The sequence below is a fragment of the Kitasatospora sp. NPDC056076 genome (assembly GCF_042266305.1).
Taxonomy (GTDB): Bacteria; Actinomycetota; Actinomycetes; order Streptomycetales; family Streptomycetaceae; genus Kitasatospora.
Genome location: NZ_JBHJWG010000043.1, coordinates 31,056 through 52,267, shown reverse-complemented (window position 1 = coordinate 52,267; position 21,212 = coordinate 31,056). Strand labels below are relative to the sequence as shown.

Genomic DNA, 21,212 nt, shown 5'->3' with positions numbered 1-21,212 from the left:
GTACGTCACGAAGAAGGAAAATCGATACGACTTTTGAAGCATCGCGGCCGGGCTGTCCCAGAATTGTCTTCGGATAATGTATGCGAGGCTGTGTACGGGGGCAGGGTTGGGCGGTACCGTTCCGTCCAGCGGGAACGAGTGAATAGCTGAGGGACACATGGCTCTGACCATCGGCGTCGATGTCGGCGGGACCAAGATCGCGGCAGGCGTGGTCGACGAGGCGGGTGCGATCCTGGCGCGGACCCGGGTGCCCACCCCGGCCGACCCCCAGTGGGCCGTCGACGCCATCGCGCAGGCCGTGCGCGAGCTCAAGGAGCAGCACCCCGGTGTCACCGCCGTCGGCGTCGGAGCCCCCGGCTTCGTCGACAGCAACCGCTCCACGGTGATCTTCGCGCCCAACATCGACTGGGAGAACGAGCCGCTGCGCGGCCGGATCGAGGAACTCACCGGCCTGTCCGCGGTGGTCGAGAACGACGCCAACTGCGCCGCCTGGGCCGAGTTCCGCTTCGGCGCGGCCGCCGAGCACCAGGACATGGTGCTGATCACCGTCGGCACCGGCATCGGCGGCGGCATCGTGCTCGACGGGCGGCTGCACCGCGGCCGCTTCGGCGTGGCCGGCGAGATCGGCCACCTCAACATGGTCCCGGACGGCCTCCAGTGCGGCTGCGGCGGCAAGGGCTGCTGGGAGCAGTACGGCTCCGGGCGCGCGCTGCGCCGCTACGGCCGGGAGAAGGCCGCGGCCGACCCGGTGCGCGGCCAGCGGATGCTGGACCTCAACGACGGCGTCGCCGAGACCATCCGCGGCATCCACATCACCGAGGCGGCCGAGGAGGGCGACCCGCTCGCCCTGGAGTGCTACGCCGAGCTGGCCGACTGGCTGGGCCGCGGCATGGCCGACCTCGCCGCGCTGTTCGACCCGGGCGTGTTCGTCCTCGGCGGCGGTGTCTCCGACTCCGGCCGGCTGCTGCTCGACCCGGTCGCCAAGGCCTTCGAGCACTACCTGACCGGCGGGGTGCACCGCCCCCGCGCCGAGGTCGTGCTGGCCTCCATGGGCTCCGCGGCCGGCATCGTCGGCGCGGCGGACCTCGCCCGCACCTGACCGTTCCCCAGCAGTCGTCGTGACCCGCCGGCGGCGGTGCGACCGGGCCCCGACCAATCCCGGACGCGCCGCCGCCGTCGCACTACCGTCCTTCCCAGGACACCGCACCAGGGGAGGACCATGACCGCCGCACCCGTCGAGCCGCCGCCGGGCGGCCCGCGCCGACTGCGCCTGCTCAGCTACAACATCCGTTCGCTGCGCGACGACCGGCGGGCGCTGGCGCGGGTGATTCGGGCCTGCGCGCCCGACCTGGTCTGCGTCCAGGAGTCACCGCGCTACTGGCGCCCGGAGGGCCAGGCCGCCCGGCTGGCCCGGGACACCGGGACGGTCGTCCTGGCCGGGGGCGGCCGCACCGCCGCCGGACCGCTGCTGCTCGGCCGGCCCGGCGCCGTCGAGGTGCTGGGCGTGCACGACCGGCTGCTGCCCAAGACCCGCGGCCTGCACGCGCGCGGCTTCGCCACCGCACTGGTGCGGCTGCCCGGCAGCGCGCCCTTCACCGTCACCAGCTGCCACCTCAGCCTGGACCCGCAGGAGCGGTACGGGCAGTTCGAGCTGCTGCTCGACCAGCTGGCGATCACCGAACACGGCGTCGTGGCAGGGGACTTCAACGAGCACCCGGACGGGCCGGGCTGGCAGCTGCTGGCCTCCCGGATGTGGGACGGGTACCCGACCGCGCCCTGGGGCGGCGAGTTCACGTCCGTCCCGGAGAACCCCTACCAGCGGATCGACGCCGTCTTCGCCACGCCCGGGATCACCGTCCTCGGCTGCGGGGTGCCGCACGGGCTGCCCGGGGTCACCGGGGCCGACCTGCGGGCCGCGACCGACCACCTGCCGGTGCTGGCCGTGCTGGAGTTCCCGGCGCCCTGAGGCGCGTCCCGTGGACCGGGCCCGGACGAACGGACCGGGCCCGGACGAACGGACCGGGCCCGGACGACCGGGTCAGGCCCGGACGGCCGGACCGGGCCAGGGCTAGACGACGGCGCCGTGGTCCGGGTCCTCCGGCTCGTCCTCGTCGCGGTCCTTCATCCGGGCGACCAGGGTGACGAAGCCGCCGAGGAAGGCGGTGACCCCGACCCAGGCGGGCCAGCCGGAGATCTCCCGCCACACCACCGCGTCGATCAGCAGCAGCGCCGGGCCGCCGAGCACGGCCAGCCAGGCGAACTTGGCGGTGGCGTCGGCGGCCGGCAGCGGCGGGGGCTCCGGCGGGACGAAGTGGCCCTCGTCGGCGTCCTCGGCCAGCTCGAAGTCCCGCGGGCCCGAGGTCGAGGCCGGGAGGACGGGGCGGCCGGAGCGGGGGCGCGGCTGCGGGGCGAGGTCCGAGAGCTCGTCCGGGTCGCCCTGGCCGGCCTTGGGGCCGGCGCCGTCCTTGTGGCCGTCCTTGTAGCCGCCCTTGAGCTCGTTCTGCGCCCGGAGGTTCTCGACCTCGGGCCAGTTGGGGTTGGTGAGGTCCACCGGGTCGTCGAACTGGGCGACCAGGGCCGCGAAGATCGCGTCCTGCTCGGCCTGGCTGCGTTCGGGGGCGCTGCGGCGCGGGCGGGACTCCGCCGCTGCCGTGCTGTCCTCCCCGGCGGGCCCCGGCGCGGTGCCGTCGGCCTCCGTGCCGCCCGCGGCGACGCCGCCGCCCTGGACCGTGCCGTCCCCGTGGACGGTGGCGTTCCCCCCGCCAGCGGCGTCCCCCTGGGCGGTGGCGTCCTTCGGCGCACCGTCGGTGCGCGCTCCGTCCGTCCGCGCGCCGTCCTCGCGGGGCTTGTCGTCCCCGCCGCCCGCCGTGCTGCTCTCGTGCACTTCCGGCCCTTCAGCCATGGTGATCGTCGGATTCGGCCCTGTCGGCGCCCGCCGCGTGCGCGGGAGCCAGCCGTCGGATGAAGTCCAGGCTCGCCCCGAATATTTCCGCCGCGTCGTGGTCCAGCGTCGCGACGTGGAAACTGCGCTGGCACAGCCGTTCCGTCACGTCCGTCGAGGATATCCGGGCCAGCACCAGCTCCGAGTTGGCCGGCGAGACCACGTGGTCCTGCGGGCTGTGGAAGAGCAGCACCGGCTGGGTCACCTCGGGCAGCCGCCGCTGGACCTCCTGCCACAGCCGGCTCAGCGACCAGGCGGCGTGCAGCGGCGTCCGGTCGTAGCCGAGCTCCCGGGCGCCGGGCTTGTGGATGTCGTTGGCGATCCCCGGGACGCTCGGGACGAGGTGGCGCAGCACCGGCAGCAGTACCCCGGCGGGGTTGTCCGAGCGCACCGACGGGTTGACCAGCACCAGCCCGGACACCGTCGTGCCGTGCAGCGCGGCCAGCCGCAGCGCCAGCGCGCCGCCCATCGACAGCGCGCAGACGAACACCTGCTCGCACTCCTCGGCGAGGGTCAGCAGCTCGCGCTCGACCGTCGCGTACCAGTCCTCCCACCGGGTGACCTGCATGTCCTGCCAACGGGTCCCGTGCCCCGGCAGCAACGGGAGCGAGACGGTGAACCCGGCCGCCGCCAGTTCCTCGGCCCACGGCCGCAGCGACTGGGGGGACCCGGTGAACCCGTGGCACAGCAGCACCCCGACCGGTCCGCCGCGGTGGCGGTACGGTTCGGCACCGGGCAGCAGCGGCATGGCGGACTCCTTCGCGGGCGGGTGGCGCTGGGGGAGGGGACGCTGGGAGGGGAGCTGCAGGAATCCGCATCGTCCCACGCCCCGCGCCGGGACGTACACCCCCTACGGCGGGCCCGGGCACGGCGGGTGGCCGCGGGGCATTAGGATCGACCGGTCCGCATAACAGGAGGCCCGGGTTGTTCTACCGACTGATGAAGATGATCGTCGCGCCACTGCTTCGGATCTTCTTCCGGCCGTGGATCGAGGGTGAGGAGAACATCCCCACCGAAGGTGCGGCGATCATCGCGAGCAACCACCTTTCCTTCTCGGACTCGTTCTTCTTCCCCGCGCTGATCAAGCGCCGGGTGACCTTCATCGCGAAGGCCGAGTACTTCAACACCCCGGGCCTCAAGGGCCGGTTGACCGCCGCCTTCTTCAAGGGCGTCGGACAGCTGCCGGTGGACCGCTCGGGCGTGCGCGGCGCCGGCGAGGCCGCGATCCGCAGTGCCATCGCGGTGCTGGACCGCGGCGAGCTGTTCGGCGTCTACCCCGAGGGCACCCGCTCGCCCGACGGGAAGCTGTACCGCGGCAAGGTCGGCGGCCTGGCCCGGGTCGCGCTGGCCACCGGCGCCCCGGTCATCCCGGTCGCCATGATCGACACCGAGAAGGTGCAGCCGCCCGGCCAGGTGGTGCCCAACTTCGGCATCCGCCCGGGCATCCGGATCGGCCGCCCGCTGGACTTCTCCCGCTACCACGGCATGGAGAACGACCGCTTCATCCTCCGTTCGGTGACGGACGAGGTGATGTACGAGATCATGCGGCTCTCCGGCCAGGAGTACGTGGACATCTACGCGACCGCCGCCAAGCGGCAGATCGCCGACGAGAAGAAGAAGGCCGACGCCGAGCGCCGGGCCGCCGCCAAGGCGGAGAAGGCCGAGGCCGAGAAGGCCGCCGAGGCCGAGAAGGCGGCGGAGGCCGGGCAGCAGGATCAGCAGGAGCAGAACGGCACCGGGTCGGCCTGACCGACCCGGTCGGGTCCAGGGGAGGGGCCGGGAGATGGCGGACGGCGCGAGAACGGGTGCCGCGGTGGGCGGCGCGGTGGCGGCGGGCGGCATGTCCGTCGAGCTCCCGCTGTGGAAGGCGATCTCGTACTTCCGGGTGCTGGCCCTCTGCTACGCCCTGCTCCGCTACTTCAACTCGTACCTGCACTTCCTGCACCCGGTCGCGGGCTGGATCTACTTCGGCGCGCTGATCCTCTGGACGCTCGCCAGCACCCGGGCCTTCGCCAACCCGCAGCGCTGCACCTGGTACGTCCTCGGCTTCGACCTCGCCCTGGCCGTGACCGGCATCGTGATGAGCGGGATGACCGACGCCCCGGCCCGGATCAGCCACGGCGCGCCCACCCTGCCGACCATCTGGGCGGCCGGCACCGTCCTCGGCTTCGCCGCCAAGGGCGGCTGGCGTCCGGCGGCGGCGTCCGGCGCGGTGATCGGGGTGGCCAACATCCTCGGCCACGGCGGCCCGACCGGCGACAACGTCCACAACATCGTGCTGCTGCTGGTGGCCGGCTGCGCCATCGGGTACGTGATCGAACTGGCCCGCGCCAGCGAGGCCACCCTCACCCGGGCGCTGCAGGTCGAGGCGGCCACCCGGGAGCGCGAGCGGCTCTCCCGGGACATCCACGACGGTGTGCTCCAGGTGCTCGCGCTGGTCCAGCGCCGGGGCGCCGAGCTGGGCGGGAGCGGCGGCGGAGGTACCGGCGGCGGCACCACCGACTTCGCCGAGCTGGGCCGCCTCGCCGGTGAGCAGGAGCGCGCGCTGCGGGCCCTGATGACCGGCGGCCCGCTGCCGGCCCAGCGGCTGCCGGAGGCGGACCGGGCCGAAGCGGCCGACCCGGCCGGGCCGCGCGACCTGACGGCACTGCTGCGCGGCCACGCCGACGAGCGGATCACCCTCTCCGCCCCCGGCACCCCGGTGCTGCTGCCCGGCCCGGCGGCGGGCGAGCTCGCCGCGGCGGTCGGGGCGGCCGTCGACAACGTCCGCAAGCACGCGGGGGAGTCGGCCCGGGCCTGGATCCTGGTGGAGGACGAGCCGGAGGCCGTCACGGTCAGCATCCGCGACGACGGCCCGGGCTACGCCCCCGGCCGGCTCGGCGAGGCGGAGCGGGCCGGGCGGCTGGGCGTCTCCCAGTCCATCCGCGGCCGGGTGCTGGACCTCGGCGGCACGGCCGAGCTGTACTCGGCGCCCGGGGAGGGCGTCGAGGTCGAACTGCGCGTTCCGAGGAAGGCCTCTCCATGACCGACCAACCGATGACCGACCGGCCGGCCGCCGGGCCGCAGTCCACCGACCGGCCGGTCCGGGTGATGGTGGTGGACGACCACCCGATGTGGCGGGACGCCGTCTCGCGCGACCTGGCCGAGTCCGGCCTGGACGTGGTGGCCACGGCGGGCGACGGCGAGGAGGCGGTGCGCCGCGCCCGGGCCTGCTCGCCGCAGGTGGTGGTGCTGGACCTCAACCTGCCCGGCCTGTCCGGCGCCGAGGTGTGCCGCCAGGTGGTCGGGCACGACCCGGCGGTCCGGGTGCTGGTGCTGTCGGCGAGCGGCGAGCACCAGGACGTGCTGGAGGCGGTGAAGTCCGGGGCGACCGGGTACCTGGTGAAGTCGGCCGGGCGGGAGGAGCTGCTGGACGCGGTGCGCCGTACGGCCGTCGGCGACGCGGTGTTCACGCCGGGCCTGGCCGGGCTGGTGCTCGGCGAGTTCCGCCGGCTGGCCGCCGAACCGGCCCCGTCCTCGGCGCCGGCCGTCCCGCAGCTGACCGCCCGGGAGACCGAGGTGCTGCGGCTGGTGGCCAAGGGCCTGTCGTACCGGCAGATCGCCGACCGGCTGGTGCTGTCGCACCGGACGGTGCAGAACCACGTGCAGAACACCCTGGGCAAGCTGCAGTTGCACAACCGGGTGGAGCTGGTCCGCTACGCGATCGAGCAGGGACTGGACGAGGAGCTGTAGGTCCGGTCCTCGAACTCCCGCCCCGCGGAGGGGAGTTCGAGGACCGGGTCGGGGCCGCTCAGCCCTGGACGGCCGCGGCCTCCCGCAGCAGGGCGGCGACGATGCCCACGCCGTCCCGGGTGAGCACCGACTCCGGGTGGAACTGGAGGCCCGCGAAGCCGGGGCCGCGCAGCGCGTGGACGTCGCCGGTGGCGGCGTCCCGGGCCACCTCGACGCCCTCGGCGGCGAGTCGGGCCGCGTCGGCCTCCGAGCAGCGCGCCGTGAAGGTGTTGTAGAAGCCGACCGTCCGCTGGTCGCCGAACAGGTCGATGCTCTCCTGGGCGCCCTGGTAGGGGACGGCCTTGCGGCCCAGGGCGAGTCCGAGTTCGGCGGCGAGCAGCTGGTGGCTGAGGCAGACCGCGAGCAGCGGGGCCGTCCGGGCGCCGGAGCGGACGGCGGCCAGGGCGTCCGCGACGACCGGGCGCAGCACCGCCATCTTGGGGTCGTCGACGAGCGCCGGGTCGCCCGGGCCGGGGCCGAGCACCAGCGGGCCGCGGTGCGCCGCGACCAGTTCGCGCAGGCCCGGCCGGTCGAAGCGGACCACGGTGACCTGGTGGCCGAGCGAGGTCAGCAGGTGGGAGAGCATCGAGGTGAAGGTGTCCTCGCCGTCCACGACGAGGGTCGGCAGGGCCTCGGTGACCCGGGACGGCGCCTGCATCCGCAGCCAGAACGGGGCGAGGCCGGCCCGGCGGGAGTCCAGTGCGGCCTGCACCCGGTGGTCGTCGGCGAGCCGGGGCCCGCCGGGGTGCGGCCGCCGGGCGGGGGCGGGCCGGGCGCCGATCGCGGTGAGCACCCCGGCGGCCTTGGCGTGGGTCTCGGCGACCTCGGACTCGGGGACGGAGTGGCGCACCAGGGTCGCGCCGACCCGGACGACCAGCCGCCCGGTGGCCGGGTCGATGTCGGCGGTGCGGATGCAGATCGGCGAGTCGAGCAGCTGCCCGCCGCTCGCGGAGCGCCCGATCAGGGCGAGCGCGCCGGAGTAGTAGCCGCGCCCGGTGGGCTCGTAGCGGCGGATCACCCGGGTGGCGTTCTGCACCGGGCTGCCGGTGACGGTGGCGGCGAACATCGTCTCGCGCAGCACCTCGCGGACGTCCATCGAGGTGCGGCCGCGCAGCTCGTACTCGGTGTGGGCGAGGTGGGACATCTCCTTGAGCCGGGGGCCGAGCACCTGGCCGCCGAGGTCGCCGACCGTGCACATCATCTTGAGCTCCTCGTCGACCACCATGGTGAGCTCCTCCAGCTCCTTGGGGTCGTGGAGGAAGCGCAGCAGCGAGTCGGGGTCGGAGCCGCCGGCCGGGTAGCGGTAGGTGCCGGAGATCGGGTTCATCACGACGGTGCCGCCGCTCTGCCGGACGTGCACCTCGGGGGAGGCGCCGACCAGGACCCGGTCCCCGGTGTGCACCAGGAAGGTCCAGTACGCGCCGCGCTCCTGCTCCAGCAGCCGGCGGAACAGCGCGAGGGCGAGGGCCGGCCCGAAGTCTTCCAGGGTGGCGTGGAAGTCGCGGCGGATCACGAAGTTGGCGCCCTCGCCGTTGCCGATCTCGTCGTCGATCACCCGGCGGACGATCGCCGCGTACGCCTCGTCGTCCACGTCGAAGGCGCCGCCGGACAGGCGGACCGGCTCCTGCGGCAGGGCGGCGGTGAAGGCGGCCAGCGGCAGGGCGTACTGCTCGGTCACCGCGAGGGCCCGCAGCGGGGTGCCGTCGTCGTGGGCCTCGAAGCCGCGCTCGCGGATCTGCCGGTACGGGACCAGGGCGAGCAGGTCGTGGACCGGTCCGGCGGCGGGGACGCCGGTCCGGACCGGCAGGTCGGCCAGGCGCTGGTAGCTGTCGACGGTGCCCAGCAGCACCTCGACGGTGTCCGGGGCGTGCCGGGGGGTGCGGCGGTGCAGCAGGGCGAAGGCGGGGGCACCGGGGGCGGTGAGGCGGGCGAGCAGCTCGGCGGGGGTGGTCACGAGTACGGCTTCCTTCCGGGGTGGAGGGCGAGGGCGGTGCGGGTTCCGCTCCCGGAGGGCCGTCTGCTCGAAAAGCACGACGGCCGCCCCGAGGGGCGGCCGTCGTGTTCGTCTAGGAACGCGCGATCGGAGGGCCACCCAGGGGGGAGGCCCACCGCCAGGAGTGGTTGCGGGGCGCGTGCATGGGTCGAGCGTAGCGGACGGGGCCGTGCGGGTGAGTCCGCTCACGTGAGATGTCCGGGACGTGTCTCACCCATCGGGCAATGGTCACGGAACGCTCGCGGCACCCCGTAGCCTTGCCGTGTGACCGCTACGACTGAGACAACGAGGACTGGCCACTCCTGGCAGTCCCTGCCCGCGGCGCAGCAGCCTGAATGGCCGGACCAAGAGGCTCTGCGCAAGACCCTTGCTGAGCTCGCCTCCTATCCGCCGCTCGTCTTCGCCGGCGAGTGCGACCAGCTGCGCGCCCGGCTCGGCGCCGTGGCACGCGGGGAGGCCTTCCTCCTCCAGGGCGGAGACTGCGCCGAGGCCTTCGACGGCGTGTCGGCGGAGCACATCCGCAACAAGCTGAAGACGCTGCTCCAGATGGCCGCCGTGCTGACGTACGCGGCCTCGGTGCCGGTCGTGAAGGTCGGCCGGATCGCCGGCCAGTACTCCAAGCCGCGCTCGAAGTCGACCGAGACCCGCGACGGCGTGACCCTGCCGGTCTACCGCGGCGACTCGGTGAACGGCTTCGAGTTCACCCCCGAGTCCCGGATCCCGGACCCGGAGCGGCTCAAGCGGATGTACAACGCGTCCGCCGCGACGCTGAACCTGGTGCGCGCCTTCACCACCGGTGGTTACGCCGACCTGCGCCAGGTGCACGCCTGGAACCAGGACTTCGTGCGCAACTCGCCGGCCGGCCAGCGCTACGAGCAGCTCGCCCGGGAGATCGACAACGCCCTGGCGTTCATGAACGCCTGCGGGGTGGCCCCGGAGGAGTTCAAGACCGTCGAGTTCTTCTCCTCGCACGAGGCGCTGGTGCTCGACTACGAGACCGCGCTGACCCGCGTGGACTCGCGCACCGGTGAGCTGTACGACGTCTCCGGCCACATGGTGTGGATCGGCGAGCGCACCCGCCAGCTGGACCACGCGCACATCGAGTTCGCCTCCAAGATCCGCAACCCGATCGGGGTCAAGCTCGGCCCGACCACCTCGGTGGACGAGGCGCTCACCCTGATCGAGAAGCTGGACCCGGAGCGCGAGCCCGGCCGGCTGACCTTCATCACCCGGATGGGTGCGGGCAAGGTCCGCGACCACCTGCCCACCCTGGTGGAGAAGGTCACCGCCTCCGGCGCCAAGCCGGTGTGGATCTGCGACCCGATGCACGGCAACACCTTCGAGGCCTCCAGCGGCCACAAGACCCGCCGCTTCGACGACGTCCTGGACGAGGTCAAGGGCTTCTTCGAGGTGCACCGCGCGCTGGGCACCCACCCGGGCGGCATCCACGTGGAGCTGACCGGCGACGACGTCACCGAGTGCGTCGGCGGCGGCGACGAGGTGCTGGTGGACGACCTGCACCAGCGGTACGAGACGGCCTGCGACCCGCGGCTCAACCGCAGCCAGTCGCTGGACCTGGCGTTCCTGGTGGCGGAGATGTACCGCGGCCAGTAGGTCTGACCAGGGCCGATGTGCCCGCGGATGTGACGAAGGCCCCTCCGGATTCGGGATTCCCGAGCCCGGAGGGGCTTTTTCGTACCCGGATCGCCGGGTAAGGTGAGGCTTAGTGAACTAAGGCAAGCCTTAGTCAAGATCCACTCCGTGCCCCAGCCGGCGCTTCACCCCGGGAGAGACCGCGATGTACGTGTGCATGTGCCATGCGGTCACCGAGGACCAGGTGAAGAAGGCGATCGACGGCGGTGCCAACACCCCGCGCCAGATAGCCAAGGGCTGCAAGGCGGGCACGGACTGCGGGTCCTGCGTGCGCCGGATCCAGGCCCTGCTCGGCGAGCACGGCGCCCGGCCCTGCCCGACCGCCCGGCTGGCCGCGAAGCTCGGCCTCGCCGACCCCGAGGTCCAGGACGTGCCCGCGCCGGCCGCCGCGAAGCCGTCCCCGGTCGCGCCGATGGCCCCGGTCGCCCCGGTGCTCCCGCTGCGGGTCGCCTGAGCCGCCCGCGCCCGAGCCCGGGGCGTCGGACTCAGGACTCCGGCTGCTCGATCAGCTGGGCGAGGTAGAGCGCCTCGCCGAGCTTCTCCAGGAGCTCCAGCTGGGTGTCCAGGTAGTCGATGTGGTGCTCCTCGTCGGCCAGGATGGACTCGAAGATGTTCGCCGAGGTGACGTCGTTCTTGGCCCGCATCACGACGATCCCGCGCTTGAGCCGGTCGATCGCCTCGACCTCGACCTGGCGGTCCGCCTCGAACATCTCCTTGACCGTCTGGCCGATCCGGACGTGGAACAGCCGCTGGTAGTTGGGCAGCCCCTCCAGGAACAGGATCCGGTCGGTGAGCGTCTCGGCGTGCTTCATCTCGTCGAACGACTCGTGCCGGGTGTACTTGGCGAGCTTCGTCCAGCCGAAGTTCTCCTGCATCTTGGCGTGCAGGAAGTACTGGTTGATCGCGGTGAGCTCGGCCGTGAGTTGCTCATTGAGGAACTCGATGACCTCCGGGTCGCCCTGCATGGTGCTGCCTCCCTGCGCTACGTCCTGCGGTGAGTCCTGCGCTGCGCATCCTGGCACCGTATCGGGAGGAATTTCCAGTAAGTTCACACTCACTAGGACATGTGTCGGAATATCCGATTTGGGTGATAAGTGGAGGGCGCACGATCGACCATTGGCCCGTACGGGCGGGGCGTGCACCCGGGCCAAGGGGCGCGCGCCGGGGCTCGTCCGCCGTCTGTCACCATGGAGACATGGGTCAGTCCGAACGAGAACCGCTTCCGCCGCCTGACCCGACCCTCCCCCCGGGACAGCGCGCGCAGCGCGGCTGGCCCGCCCTGCACTACGGGCCGGTGCCCCGCTTCAAGCCGCTGACCTGGGACCTCCAGGTGTTCGGGGCCACCGCCTCGGCCGAGAAGCACAGCTGGGACTTCGCCGCCTTCGCCGCCCTGCCGCGCACCACCGTGGTCGCCGACCTGCACTGCGTCACCAAGTTCTCGATGCTCGGCAACGAGTGGACGGGCGTGCCCGCGGCCCTCCTGCTCGACCTGGTGCCCCCCGCGCCCGGCGTCACCCACGTCATGGTCTGGGCCGAGTACGGCTACAGCGCCAACCTGCGGCTGGCCGACTTCGCCGACCCGCACACCCTGCTCGCCACCCACCGCAACGGCGAGGCGCTGACCGCCGAACACGGCTTCCCGGTGCGCCTGGTGGTGCCGCGGCTGTACGCCTGGAAGGGCCCCAAGTGGGTGCGCGCCGTGGAGTACATGCGGGCCGACCGGCGCGGCTTCTGGGAGGAGCGCGGCTACCACAACCAGGCCGACCCGTGGCGCGAGCAGCGCTACTCCTACCAGGAGGAGCCGGGTGACGGACCGCTCCGCTGAGCGGTGAACCCCGCTAGAACAGCGAGAAGTTGACCGTCACCACGGACTTCTGCGGGCGCCGCTCCCCGGCCGTCGGGGACTGGCCGCCCACCTTGCCCATGCCGAGCGTCCAGTCGGTCGAGGCCTTCATGGTGAAGCCCGCCGCCTGCAGCGCCCTCTGGGCGTCGTCCCGGCCCATCCCGGTGACGTCCGGGACCGGCACCATGCCCTTGCTGACCACCAGCGAGACCGCGGCGTTCTCCGGCAGCTGCTGGCCGGCGGCCGGCGTGCTGCTGATCACCGAGCCCTCCGGCACGGTGTCGTTGTAGGTCTGGGTCACCCCGCCCCTGGTCAGCTGGGCGCCGGCCAGCGCGGCGGCCGCGTCGTCCGCGCTCCTGCCGGTGACGTCCGGCACGGCGATCCGCTTGGGACCCTTGGAGAGGGTGACCGTCACCGGGTCGCTCTTGCGGGTGCGCGCGCCCACCCCGGGATCGGTGGAGATCACCTGCCCGGCCGGGACGGACTCGCTGAACACCTCGACGAAGCGGCCGTGCATGCCCTCGCCGTCCAGGACCCGCTGCGCCTGCGAGCGGTCCTTGCCGAGCACGCTCGGCACCGAGCCGTACAGCCCCTCGGAGATCCCGTAGGTGACCCCGCCGACCGCCAGCACCAGGGCGGTCAGCGCGGCCGCCCAGAGCAGCGGCTTGCGCGGGAGCCGGCGCGGTCGGCCGGGCCGCCGGGTCCTGACCGGGGTCGGCTCGTCGTACGGGCGGGGCTCGACCAGCAGCTGGTCCATCAGCTCGGCCGGCACCTCCAGCACGCTGGTGCGCTCGGCCGGCGGGGCGTCGGCGGGCCCGGGGAGCGGCTGGATCACCGAGGTCGGCTCGCTGGTCGGGTAGCGCGGGCTGGGGTGGGTGGAGGCCGGCGGCTCGGCGTCCAGCTCCTCCGGGGTGAGCGTGCGGCGGACCCGCTGGAGGGCGGCGAGCAGCTCCACCGCGTCGTACGGGCGGGCGTCGGCGGCCCGGGCGCAGGCGCCGGCCACTATGGCGTCCAGCGCCGGGGCGACGGCGGGGGCGGTCAGCGAGGGGGCGGGGACGTCCTCGTGCAGGTGCTTGTACATGACCTGGACGGGGTTGTCGCCGGTGTGCGGGCGGCGGCCGGTGAGCATCTCGTACAGCAGGATGCCGGCCGCGTAGACGTCGACCCGCTGGTCGGTGGGGGCGTCCGGGAGGATCTGCTCGGGGGCCAGGTAGGAGACCGTGCCCATGACGGTGCCGCCGGTGGCGGTGCTGGTCGAGGTGGGCGCGCCGTCGGCGCTGCCGAGCACCCGGACCAGGCCGAAGTCGGCGACCTTGACCAGGCCGCTCCCGGTGATCAGCACGTTCTCCGGCTTGACGTCCCGGTGGACCAGCCCGGCCCGGTGGGCGGCGCCGAGGGCGGCGAGCACCGGCTCCAGGACGTCCAGCGCGGCCCGGACGGACAGCGCGCCGCGGTCGCGCAGCAGGTCGCGCAGGGTGCGGCCGGGCACGTACTCCATGGCGAGGAAAACGTTTCCGCCGTCCGCGCCCTGGTCGAAGACGTTGACCACGTTGGGGTGGGTGAGCTTGGCGACCGCCTTGGCCTCGCGGATGAAGCGGGCGGTGAAGCCCTCGTCCCCGGCGAGCTGGGGGTGCATCACCTTGAGGGCGACCACCCGGTCCAGCCGGGTGTCGGTGGCCCGGTACACGGTGGACATCCCGCCGGTCGCGATGCGCTGCTCGACCCGGTACCGGTTGTCGAGCACGGTGCCGATCAGGGGGTCGTGCAGTGCCATGTCCACTCGGGGGAGTCTAGTGCGGCGGGCGGGGGCCGGTCCCGGCGGACACCGCCTCCGGGACCGGCTTGTGACATCCGCGACGGGTTCAGAACGCGGGCCGCTCGCGGGTGTCCAGGTCGGCGCGGCCGGCCATCGCCGAGGAGGCCTCGGCGTGGAAGCGGCGCGGGATGCGGCCGGCCCGGTGGGCGAGCCGGCCCGCCTCGGCGGCGTGCCGCATCGCCTCGGCCATCAGCACCGGGTCCTGGGCCCGGGTCACCGCGGAGGCGAGCATCACCGCTGCGCAGCCCAGCTCCATCGCCAGCGCGACGTCGGAGGCGGTGCCGGCGCCCGCGTCCAGGATCACCGGGACGCCCGCACTCTCCACGATCAGCTGGAAGTTGTGCGGGTTGCGGATGCCCAGCCCGGAGCCGATCGGCGAGCCCAGCGGCATGATCGCCGCACAGCCGACGTCCTCCAACTTGCGGGCCAGCACCGGGTCGTCGTTGGTGTAGGGGAGCACCGTGAAGCCGTCGTCGACCAGCGTCTCGGCGGCCTCCAGGGTCTCGATCGGGTCCGGCAGCAGGGTCCGCTCGTCGGCGATCACCTCCAGCTTCACCCAGTCCGTGCCGAGCGCCTCGCGGGCCAGCCGGGCGGTCAGCACCGCCTCGCCGGCGGTGAAGCAGCCGGCCGTGTTGGGCAGCACCCGGATGCCGTTGCGGGTCAGCACGTCCAGGACGGAGCCCTGGGTGCTCGCGTTCACCCGGCGCATAGCCACGGTGGTCAGTTCGGTGCCGGAGACGAGCAGGGCGCGCTCCAGGACCTCCAGGCTCGGCGCGCCGCCGGTGCCCATGATGAGCCGGGAGGAGAAGGTCGTCCCGGCGATGGTCAGCAGGTCGTCGGCCATGGTTCAGCCTCCCTGGACGGCGGTCAGGATCTCGATCCGGTCGCCGCTGCCCAGCGTCGTCCCGGGCCACGAACCGCGCGGCACCACGGCCTCGTTGAGCGCGGCGGCGACGCCGGTGTTGGCGGCGCTGACGGTGGCCACCAGTGCGGCGAGGGTGGTGGCGGCGGGCACCCGGCGGGGCTCGCCGTTGACGGTCAGGGCGATCTCGTTCGGGGCGGTCTCGTTCGGGGCGGTCTCGGTCATGCGCAGGCCTTCGCGACGGGGGTTTCGGGGGAGAACCGGGTCGGCGTGAACGGCCGTGCCAGGTCGGGGACTTCGCCGGTCGCCAGGTAGTCGGCGAGCAGGTCGGCGGTGACCGGGGTGAGCAGCACGCCGTTGCGGTAGTGGCCGGTGGCGGCGACCAGTCCGGGCAGTGCGGTCGGGCCCAGCAGCGGGGCGTTGTCCGGCGAGCCGGGGCGCAGCCCGGCGGAGGTCTCGCGCAGCGGGAGTTCGGTGATACCCGGTACCAACTCGTGCGCGTCGCGCAGGAGTTCGTACACCCCGCCGGCGGTGACGGTGGTGTCGTAGCCCTGTTCCTCGGTGGTCGCGCCGATCACCAGCTCGCCGTTCTCCCGGGGGACGAGGTACAGGTGCTGCCCGCGCACCACCGCGCGGACGTTGCGGGACAGGAACGGCCGGTAGGCCTCCGGGACGTGCAGCCGGACGATCTGCCCCTTCACCGGGCGCACCGCGGGCAGTACGCCCTCGGGCAGGCCGGGCAGCCGGTGGCTGTGCGGGCCGGCGGCGAGGACCACCTGCTCGGCGGCCAGGGACTCCCCGTCGTCCAGCCGGGCGCCGACCGCGCGGCCGCCGTCCACCAGCAGCTCGACGGCCTCGGCCCGGTGCAGCCGGACGCCGGCCCGCTCGCAGGCGGCGACCAGGGCGGTGAGCAGCCGGCGCGGATCCACCTGGTGGTCGTCCGCGACGTGCAGGCCGCCGCGCACGCCGGGGGCGAGCATCGGCTCCAGTCGGCGGGCCTCCCGGCCGGTCAGCCAGCTGGAGTCCAGGCCCAGCCGCAGGTGGAAGGCGTGCAGTTCGCGCAGTTCCGCGCGGTCGTCGGAGTCCAGCGCGACGGCGATGGTGCCGCACCGGCGGTAGCCGGTGTCCAGGCCGCCGCTGGCCTCGGTGAGCTCGGCGGCGAAGGACTCGTACCGCCGGTTGGAGGCCGTCCCCAGGTGCAGCAGCGGCTCCTCGCCGTACTGCAGCTCGGTGACCGGGGCGAGCATCCCGGCGGCGACCCCGGCCGCCCCCCGGCCGTGGCCGGGGTCGACCACGATCACGTTCCGCAGCCCGCGTTGCGCGGCGCGCCAGGCGACCGCGAGGCCGATGACGCCCCCGCCGATCACCAGCACGTCGGCGCGGCTGCCCGATGGCATGCGTGACAAAGCTGCTCTTCTCCCTTCGCCGGTATGACCCGGATCAGGTTCGGACGGTCGCAGGCCGTGCCAGCCCGCCTCTCAGCCCGGTCCGCCGGGCTCCCGTGTGGTGCGTCCACCTTAACTCCGGGGATCGGCCCGCCCGAAGGGCCGTGCGAGGCGTGAGACGGGGCCGCCCGCCCGGCTCCGCGGATGAGCGGCTCAGAGCCGGTTCAGCGGCGCTGGGTACAGTGGCGGGCGTGGCAGAGCTGAGCGGAACGGATCGGGTGGTCGTCGTCGTCGGGGCCGGGCTGGCCGGGGCGCAGTGCGCCCTGCAGCTGCGGCAGGGCGGCTGGCGGGGGCGGATCGTCCTGGTCGGCGAGGAGCGGCACGCGCCGTACGACCGGCCGCCGCTCTCCAAGGACGTGCTGCTCGGCAAGGCCGACGCCACCACCCTGGACATCGACTACGGGCGGCTCGGCATCGAGCTGCTCACCGGCCGCCGGGCCACCGGGCTCGCCCCCGACGTGCTGCACACCGACGGCGGGGACCTCCCGTACGACGCGCTGGTGATCGCCACCGGCGCCACCCCGCGCGCCCTGCCCGGGGCCGAGCGCGCCCATCTGCTGCACACCCTGGACGACGCCCTGGCGCTGCGCGCGCTGCTGCGCCCCGGCCTGCGGCTGGTGCTGGTCGGCGCGGGCTGGATCGGCGCCGAGGTGTCCACGGCCGCGCGGCAGGCCGGCTGCGAGGTCACCGTGGTCGAGGCCGGTCCGGCGCCGGTGCCGGGCGCGCTGCCGACCGGGGTCGGCTCGGCGATGGCCGCCTGGTACGCCGAGGCCGGGGTCGACCTGCGCTGCGGGGTCGGGGTGGCCGCCGTCGAGCCGGGGGCGGTACTGCTGGCCGACGGCTCCCACCTGCCCGCCGACGAGGTGGTGGTCGGCATCGGCGCCCGGCCCGCGACCGGCTGGCTGGCCGGCTCGGGCGTCGAGCTGGACGCCTCCGGCGCGGTCGTGGTGGACGGGCGGCTGCGCACCGGCCTGCCCGGGGTGTTCGCGGCCGGGGACTGCGTCAGCTACCCGTCGGCCCGCTCCGGCGCCCGGCTGGCCGTCCAGCACTGGGACCACGCGCTGCAGTCCGGCTCCGCCGCGGCCGCCGCCGTGCTCGGGGCGGACACGTCGTACGACCCGGTGCCGTACTTCTGGTCGGAGCAGTTCGGGCGGATGGTCCAGTACGCCGGCCGGCACGCCGAGGGCGACGAACTGCTGTGGCGCGGCAGCCCGCAGGAGTCCGCGTGGTCGGTGCTCTGGCTGCGCGACGGGGTGCCGAGCGCGCTGCTGGCCGTGGACCGGCCGCGCGACCTCACCCAGGGCCGGAAGCTGATCGAACGCGGTGCGGTGCTCGACCGGGCGCTCGCCGCGGACCCCTCGGTGGCGCTCAAGGGAGCCGTCGCCGGGTAGCACTTGGTGCGCGGCGGGCCGCGGAGGTGGCAGTCTGGTGGCGTGAGTGAGATCGAAAGCAAGATTGAAGCCCTGGTCACCGAGTGGGTGTACCTGCCCGACATCTCGGAGCAGTGGGGGGTCCGGGTCACCGAAGTGCGTGACCTGGTCAAGAACGGTGGCCTGATCGCCGTCCGGCGCGGGCCGAACAAGTCGCTGCAGGTCCCGGCGGCGTTCATCGACGGCCAGGGGCTGGTCAAGCACCTGTCCGGCACCCTGACCGTCCTGCGGGACTGCGGGTACAACGACGTGGAGATCCTGGAGTGGCTCTTCACCGAGGACCCGTCGCTGCCCGGCAGCCCGATCCAGGCGCTCCGGGAGAACCGCGGCACCGAGGTCAAGCGCCGCGCCCAGGCGATGCTGATCTGATGGCGGCGGACACGCTGCGGGCCCGCCTGGCCGACGCCCGGCTCTACCTGTGCACCGACGCCCGGCGCGAGCAGGGCGACCTGGCCGAGTTCCTGGACGCGGCGCTGGCCGGCGGGGTGGACATCGTCCAGCTCCGCGACAAGGGCCTGGAGGCCAAGCAGGAGCTGGCGGCGCTGGAGGTCTTCGCCGACGCCTGCCGCCGGCACGGCAAGCTGCTGGCCGTCAACGACCGCGCCGACGTCGCCCACGCGGCCCGGCCGGACGTGCTGCACCTCGGCCAGGACGACCTGCCGGTACCGGCCGCCCGGGCGATCCTCGGCGAGGACGTGCTGATCGGCCGCTCCTGCCACGCCGAGTCCGAGGTGGACGCGGCGGTCGCCGAGCCCGGCGTGGACTACTTCTGCACCGGCCCGGTCTGGCCGACCCCGACCAAGCCGGGCCGGCACGCGCCGGGCCTCGGCCTGGTCTCGTACGCGGCGAAGCAGGCCACCGACCGGCCGTGGTTCGCGATCGGCGGGATCGACCTCGGCAACCTGGACGAGGTGCTGGCCGCCGGCGCCCGCCGGATCGTCGTGGTCCGGGCCGTCACGGCGGCCGAGGACCCGCGGGCCGCCGCCGCCGAGCTCGCCCGCCGGGTGCGCGCGGCGTAATGCCACCCGGGGCCGCCGCCGTCGCTGGGGCCCGTCTTCGAACTCCCGTCGTTCGCCCGGAGGGCGGGCGGGGCGGCGTTGGGGTGCGTGCATCGCAAGGCGGAGGAGGGAGCCCAATGCAGCGCATTGGCGACCGACGACAACGCGGCGAGGTGCGTGCCCCGGCGTCGGCCCGCAGGCGGGAGTTCGAAGACGGGCCCCTAGTACTTGCGGACGGTGGCGGCCTCGGCCAGGGCCAGCAGCACCGTGCGGGCCCGCTCGTCGGCGAGCGGCGCCGCCGCCAGCGCGGCCAGCGACTCCCGCATCAGCTCCTCGATCCGGGCCTCCACCAGCTCCGGCGCCCCGCTGCGGGCGACCAGCTCGCGCAGCCCGGCGACCTCCTCGGCGGCCAGGTCCGGTGCGCCGAGCCGGGCGTCCAGGTGCCGGGCGTCGGCCTGCGGCAGGCCCCGCATCGCGTGCGCGACCAGCAGGGTGCGCTTGCCCTCGCGCAGGTCGTCCCCGGCGGGCTTGCCGGTGACGGCCGGGTCGCCGAAGACGCCGAGCAGGTCGTCCCGCAGCTGGAAGGCCTCGCCCAGCGGCAGCCCGAACGCGCCGAGCGCCTCGACCAGCTCCGGCCCGGCCCCGGCCAGCAGGGCGCCGACCTGCAGCGGCCGCTCGATGGTGTACTTCGCCGACTTGTAGTGCAGTACGGTCCGCGCCCGTTCCGGCGCGCCCTCGTCGGCGGAGTCGCCGGCCACCGGCTCCAGCACGTCCAGGTACTGGCCGAGCATGACCTCGGTGCGCATCAGGTCGAACCGCGGCTTGGCGGCCAGCACGGCGGCCGGGTCCAGGCCGGAGCGCAGGAACAGCTCGTCGCACCAGATCAGCAGCAGGTCGCCGAGCAGCACCGCGGCCGAGGCGCCGTACTGCTCGCGGTCGCCGCGCCAGCCGCTGTCCCGGTGCAGTGCCTCGAAGCGGCGGTGCACCGAGGGCAGGCCGCGGCGGGTGTCGCTGCGGTCCATCAGGTCGTCGTGCACCAGGGCGCTGGCCTGGAGCAGCTCCAGGGCGGCGGCCGCGTTGGCGATCCCCGCGCCGTCGGCGGGGCCGCCGGCGGCGCGCCAGCCCCAGTAGCAGAAGCCCGGGCGCAGCCGCTTGCCGCCGTCCAGCAGGAAGTCGCGCAGGGCGTCGGCGGCGGGCACCAGCTGCGGCGAGATCGTGCCGAGCAGCGCCGACTGGCCGTCCATGAACGCGGCGAGGGCCGTGTTGACGCGGGTGCGGACGTCCTCCACGTCCATGGGGTTGGCCGGCCGGGTGCTGGACGAGGTCACGATGATGCTCCGCTGGTTCGCTGGGGTGCAGCAAGCGTAGCGGGGCGGCCGGGAACGGATGTGCGAGCGGGGCCGCCGACGGCGCGCGGGGCGGCCGGTGCGGAAGCGGAGGCCTGTCCACTACTTGTCCCGAATCGTGGGATCGAGTTGTCCGGCCCCTTCGGGGGACGGATAACCTGCCAGCATGGCACTCGGCATCGCTTCCACGAGACCGGACCGCGCACAGACGGTCCGCGAACTCCTGGCGGCCGGAAAGCGCTCCTTCTCCTTCGAGTTCATGCCGCCGCGCACGGAGGTCGGCGAGCAGAAGCTCTGGGACGCCATCCGTCGACTCGAACCGCTGGACCCCAACTTCGTCTGCATGACGTACGGCGCCGGCGGCTCCTCGCGCGAGCGCACCGTCAACATGGTCGGCCGGATCGCCACCGAGACCACGCTCACCCCGGTCGCCCACCTGACCGCGGTGGACCACTCGGTCGCCGAACTGCGCAACATCATCGGCCAGTACGCCGACCAGGGAGTGCGGAACGTCCTCGCGGTCCGGGGCGACCCGCCCGGCGACCCGATGGGCGAGTGGGTCCGTCACCCGGACGGCGTCACCTACGCCTACGAGCTGGTGGAGCTGATCAAGGGCATCGGCGACTTCTGCGTCGGCGTCGCGGCCTCGCCGAACATGCACCCGCGCTCGGCCGACTGGGACGAGGACATCCGGCACTTCGTCGCCAAGGTCCGCTCCGGCGCGGACTACGCGATCACCCAGATGTTCTTCGAGGTCGACGACTACCTGCGCTACCGCGACCGGGTCGCCGCCGCGGGCTGCCCGACCCCGATCATCCCGGAGATCATGCCGGTGACCAACGCCAAGCAGCTGGAGCGCTTCCCGCAGCTCAGCGGCTCGGCCTTCCCGGCGGAGCTGGAGGCCCGGCTGCGGGCCGTCATCGACGACCCGGTGGCGCTGCGCGCGATCGGCATCGAGCACGCCACCACGATGGCCGAGCGGCTGCTCGCGGAGGGCGCGCCCGGCCTGCACTTCATCACGCTCAACCACTCGACGGCGACGCTGGAGATCTACCAGAACCTGGGGCTGCACCAGCGCTGATCACCGCTGTTCACGGGCCCGTCACCGCCGTCC

The 21,212-nt window shown here is 73.9% G+C and carries 21 protein-coding genes and 1 riboswitch; of the genes, 12 read left to right on the top strand and 9 right to left on the bottom strand.

Annotation, left to right across the window (positions count from 1 at the left end; genetic code table 11):
* Nucleotides 1-157 precede the first annotated feature (157 nt).
* Nucleotides 158-1,099, top strand: a complete 942-nt coding sequence (locus ACFC1T_RS29350; RefSeq protein WP_375893276.1) for an ROK family glucokinase — start codon at nt 158-160, stop codon at nt 1,097-1,099.
* A gap of 120 nt (nt 1,100-1,219) precedes the next feature.
* Nucleotides 1,220-1,966 carry an endonuclease/exonuclease/phosphatase family protein gene (locus ACFC1T_RS29345; RefSeq protein WP_375893274.1) on the top strand — a complete coding sequence of 249 codons (747 nt, stop codon included), beginning with the start codon at nt 1,220-1,222 and terminating at the stop codon, nt 1,964-1,966.
* A gap of 102 nt (nt 1,967-2,068) precedes the next feature.
* Here ACFC1T_RS29345 and ACFC1T_RS29340 read toward each other — a convergent pair whose 3' ends face one another.
* Together ACFC1T_RS29340 and ACFC1T_RS29335 are read right to left on the bottom strand one after the other, a co-directional pair.
* Nucleotides 2,069-2,902, bottom strand: coding sequence for a hypothetical protein (locus ACFC1T_RS29340; protein ID WP_375893272.1), 834 nt, complete (start codon nt 2,900-2,902; stop codon nt 2,069-2,071).
* On the bottom strand, nt 2,895-3,689 hold the full coding sequence (locus ACFC1T_RS29335) for an alpha/beta hydrolase (RefSeq protein ID WP_375893271.1): 795 nt from the start codon (nt 3,687-3,689) through the stop codon (nt 2,895-2,897). Before ACFC1T_RS29335 ends, ACFC1T_RS29340 begins: the two co-directional genes overlap by 8 nt.
* A 176-nt stretch (nt 3,690-3,865) precedes the next feature.
* Between ACFC1T_RS29335 and ACFC1T_RS29330 the strand changes: the two genes are divergently transcribed.
* The 3 genes from ACFC1T_RS29330 to ACFC1T_RS29320 are packed head-to-tail and all read left to right on the top strand — an operon-like array spanning nt 3,866 to nt 6,673.
* On the top strand, nt 3,866-4,690 hold the full coding sequence (locus tag ACFC1T_RS29330; protein WP_375893270.1) for a lysophospholipid acyltransferase family protein: 825 nt from the start codon (nt 3,866-3,868) through the stop codon (nt 4,688-4,690).
* 34 nt (nt 4,691-4,724) lie between these two features.
* Nucleotides 4,725-5,966: a MacS family sensor histidine kinase gene (gene macS, locus ACFC1T_RS29325; protein ID WP_375893269.1), complete on the top strand. Its 1,242-nt coding sequence runs from the start codon at nt 4,725-4,727 to the stop codon at nt 5,964-5,966.
* Nucleotides 5,963-6,673, top strand: a complete 711-nt coding sequence (locus ACFC1T_RS29320) for a response regulator (protein WP_375893267.1) — start codon at nt 5,963-5,965, stop codon at nt 6,671-6,673. The genes macS and ACFC1T_RS29320 overlap by 4 nt, the downstream gene beginning before the upstream one ends.
* Nucleotides 6,674-6,731: 58 nt before the next feature.
* On the opposite strand, the gene ACFC1T_RS29315 is transcribed toward ACFC1T_RS29320, so the two are convergent.
* A complete protein-coding gene (locus ACFC1T_RS29315) occupies nt 6,732-8,666 on the bottom strand; it encodes a chorismate-binding protein (RefSeq protein ID WP_375893266.1) in 1,935 nt (644 codons plus the stop codon).
* A 303-nt stretch (nt 8,667-8,969) separates the two neighbouring features.
* On the opposite strand from ACFC1T_RS29315, the gene ACFC1T_RS29310 reads away from it, so the two are divergent.
* The gene (locus ACFC1T_RS29310; protein ID WP_375893264.1) at nt 8,970-10,319 is read left to right on the top strand and encodes a class II 3-deoxy-7-phosphoheptulonate synthase; all 1,350 of its coding nucleotides are present in this window, start codon (nt 8,970-8,972) and stop codon (nt 10,317-10,319) included.
* 184 nt (nt 10,320-10,503) lie between these two features.
* The gene (locus tag ACFC1T_RS29305; RefSeq protein ID WP_375893262.1) at nt 10,504-10,812 is read left to right on the top strand and encodes a bacterioferritin-associated ferredoxin; all 309 of its coding nucleotides are present in this window, start codon (nt 10,504-10,506) and stop codon (nt 10,810-10,812) included.
* A gap of 31 nt (nt 10,813-10,843) precedes the next feature.
* On the opposite strand, the gene bfr is transcribed toward ACFC1T_RS29305, so the two are convergent.
* Complete coding sequence (gene bfr, locus ACFC1T_RS29300) at nt 10,844-11,323, bottom strand: bacterioferritin (protein WP_375893260.1); 480 nt, start codon at nt 11,321-11,323, stop codon at nt 10,844-10,846.
* Between the two features lie 230 nt (nt 11,324-11,553).
* On the opposite strand from bfr, the gene ACFC1T_RS29295 reads away from it, so the two are divergent.
* Nucleotides 11,554-12,183: a molybdopterin-dependent oxidoreductase gene (locus ACFC1T_RS29295; protein ID WP_375893258.1), complete on the top strand. Its 630-nt coding sequence runs from the start codon at nt 11,554-11,556 to the stop codon at nt 12,181-12,183.
* A gap of 13 nt (nt 12,184-12,196) precedes the next feature.
* Here the strand turns inward: ACFC1T_RS29295 and pknB are convergent, their stop codons facing one another.
* The 4 genes from pknB to thiO form a co-directional block, all read right to left on the bottom strand.
* Nucleotides 12,197-13,975, bottom strand: coding sequence for a Stk1 family PASTA domain-containing Ser/Thr kinase (pknB, locus tag ACFC1T_RS29290; RefSeq protein WP_375893321.1), 1,779 nt, complete (start codon nt 13,973-13,975; stop codon nt 12,197-12,199).
* 88 nt (nt 13,976-14,063) lie between these two features.
* Nucleotides 14,064-14,861 carry a thiazole synthase gene (locus tag ACFC1T_RS29285; RefSeq protein ID WP_375893256.1) on the bottom strand — a complete coding sequence of 266 codons (798 nt, stop codon included), beginning with the start codon at nt 14,859-14,861 and terminating at the stop codon, nt 14,064-14,066.
* 3 nt (nt 14,862-14,864) lie between these two features.
* Nucleotides 14,865-15,104, bottom strand: a complete 240-nt coding sequence (gene thiS / locus ACFC1T_RS29280) for a sulfur carrier protein ThiS (RefSeq protein WP_375893254.1) — start codon at nt 15,102-15,104, stop codon at nt 14,865-14,867.
* Nucleotides 15,101-16,276, bottom strand: a complete 1,176-nt coding sequence (gene thiO, locus ACFC1T_RS29275) for a glycine oxidase ThiO (protein ID WP_375893253.1) — start codon at nt 16,274-16,276, stop codon at nt 15,101-15,103. Before thiO ends, thiS begins: the two co-directional genes overlap by 4 nt.
* Nucleotides 16,277-16,279: 3 nt before the next feature.
* A riboswitch (TPP riboswitch) is annotated at nt 16,280-16,392 on the bottom strand.
* 123 nt (nt 16,393-16,515) lie between these two features.
* Here thiO and ACFC1T_RS29270 point away from each other — a divergent pair.
* The 3 genes from ACFC1T_RS29270 to thiE are packed head-to-tail and all read left to right on the top strand — an operon-like array spanning nt 16,516 to nt 18,773.
* On the top strand, nt 16,516-17,715 hold the full coding sequence (locus tag ACFC1T_RS29270) for an NAD(P)/FAD-dependent oxidoreductase (RefSeq protein WP_375893251.1): 1,200 nt from the start codon (nt 16,516-16,518) through the stop codon (nt 17,713-17,715).
* Between the two features lie 42 nt (nt 17,716-17,757).
* Nucleotides 17,758-18,123, top strand: coding sequence for an Rv2175c family DNA-binding protein (locus ACFC1T_RS29265; RefSeq protein ID WP_375893249.1), 366 nt, complete (start codon nt 17,758-17,760; stop codon nt 18,121-18,123).
* On the top strand, nt 18,123-18,773 hold the full coding sequence (thiE, locus tag ACFC1T_RS29260; RefSeq protein WP_375893248.1) for a thiamine phosphate synthase: 651 nt from the start codon (nt 18,123-18,125) through the stop codon (nt 18,771-18,773). The genes ACFC1T_RS29265 and thiE overlap by 1 nt, the downstream gene beginning before the upstream one ends.
* Nucleotides 18,774-18,973: 200 nt before the next feature.
* On the opposite strand, the gene ACFC1T_RS29255 is transcribed toward thiE, so the two are convergent.
* Nucleotides 18,974-20,080 carry a polyprenyl synthetase family protein gene (locus ACFC1T_RS29255; RefSeq protein WP_375893246.1) on the bottom strand — a complete coding sequence of 369 codons (1,107 nt, stop codon included), beginning with the start codon at nt 20,078-20,080 and terminating at the stop codon, nt 18,974-18,976.
* Nucleotides 20,081-20,264: 184 nt separating this feature from the next.
* Here ACFC1T_RS29255 and metF point away from each other — a divergent pair, with 184 nt between their 5' ends.
* Nucleotides 20,265-21,179, top strand: a complete 915-nt coding sequence (metF, locus tag ACFC1T_RS29250) for a methylenetetrahydrofolate reductase [NAD(P)H] (RefSeq protein WP_375893245.1) — start codon at nt 20,265-20,267, stop codon at nt 21,177-21,179.
* Nucleotides 21,180-21,212: the final 33 nt, after the last annotated feature.

Bases quoted from the DNA above. Each gene is read 5' to 3' on its own strand.
- ACFC1T_RS29350 (WP_375893276.1), top strand. From the start codon at position 158: ATGGCTCTGACCATCGGCGTCGATGTCGGCGGGACCAAGATCGCGGCA.
- ACFC1T_RS29345 (WP_375893274.1), top strand. From the start codon at position 1,220: ATGACCGCCGCACCCGTCGAGCCGCCGCCGGGCGGCCCGCGCCGACTG.
- ACFC1T_RS29340 (WP_375893272.1), bottom strand. From the start codon at position 2,902: ATGGCTGAAGGGCCGGAAGTGCACGAGAGCAGCACGGCGGGCGGCGGG.
- ACFC1T_RS29335 (WP_375893271.1), bottom strand. From the start codon at position 3,689: ATGCCGCTGCTGCCCGGTGCCGAACCGTACCGCCACCGCGGCGGACCG.
- macS (WP_375893269.1), top strand. From the start codon at position 4,725: ATGGCGGACGGCGCGAGAACGGGTGCCGCGGTGGGCGGCGCGGTGGCG.
- ACFC1T_RS29320 (WP_375893267.1), top strand. From the start codon at position 5,963: ATGACCGACCAACCGATGACCGACCGGCCGGCCGCCGGGCCGCAGTCC.
- ACFC1T_RS29305 (WP_375893262.1), top strand. From the start codon at position 10,504: ATGTACGTGTGCATGTGCCATGCGGTCACCGAGGACCAGGTGAAGAAG.
- bfr (WP_375893260.1), bottom strand. From the start codon at position 11,323: ATGCAGGGCGACCCGGAGGTCATCGAGTTCCTCAATGAGCAACTCACG.
- ACFC1T_RS29295 (WP_375893258.1), top strand. From the start codon at position 11,554: ATGGGTCAGTCCGAACGAGAACCGCTTCCGCCGCCTGACCCGACCCTC.
- pknB (WP_375893321.1), bottom strand. From the start codon at position 13,975: ATGGCACTGCACGACCCCCTGATCGGCACCGTGCTCGACAACCGGTAC.
- ACFC1T_RS29285 (WP_375893256.1), bottom strand. From the start codon at position 14,861: ATGGCCGACGACCTGCTGACCATCGCCGGGACGACCTTCTCCTCCCGG.
- thiS (WP_375893254.1), bottom strand. From the start codon at position 15,104: ATGACCGAGACCGCCCCGAACGAGACCGCCCCGAACGAGATCGCCCTG.
- thiO (WP_375893253.1), bottom strand. From the start codon at position 16,276: ATGCCATCGGGCAGCCGCGCCGACGTGCTGGTGATCGGCGGGGGCGTC.
- thiE (WP_375893248.1), top strand. From the start codon at position 18,123: ATGGCGGCGGACACGCTGCGGGCCCGCCTGGCCGACGCCCGGCTCTAC.
- metF (WP_375893245.1), top strand. From the start codon at position 20,265: ATGGCACTCGGCATCGCTTCCACGAGACCGGACCGCGCACAGACGGTC.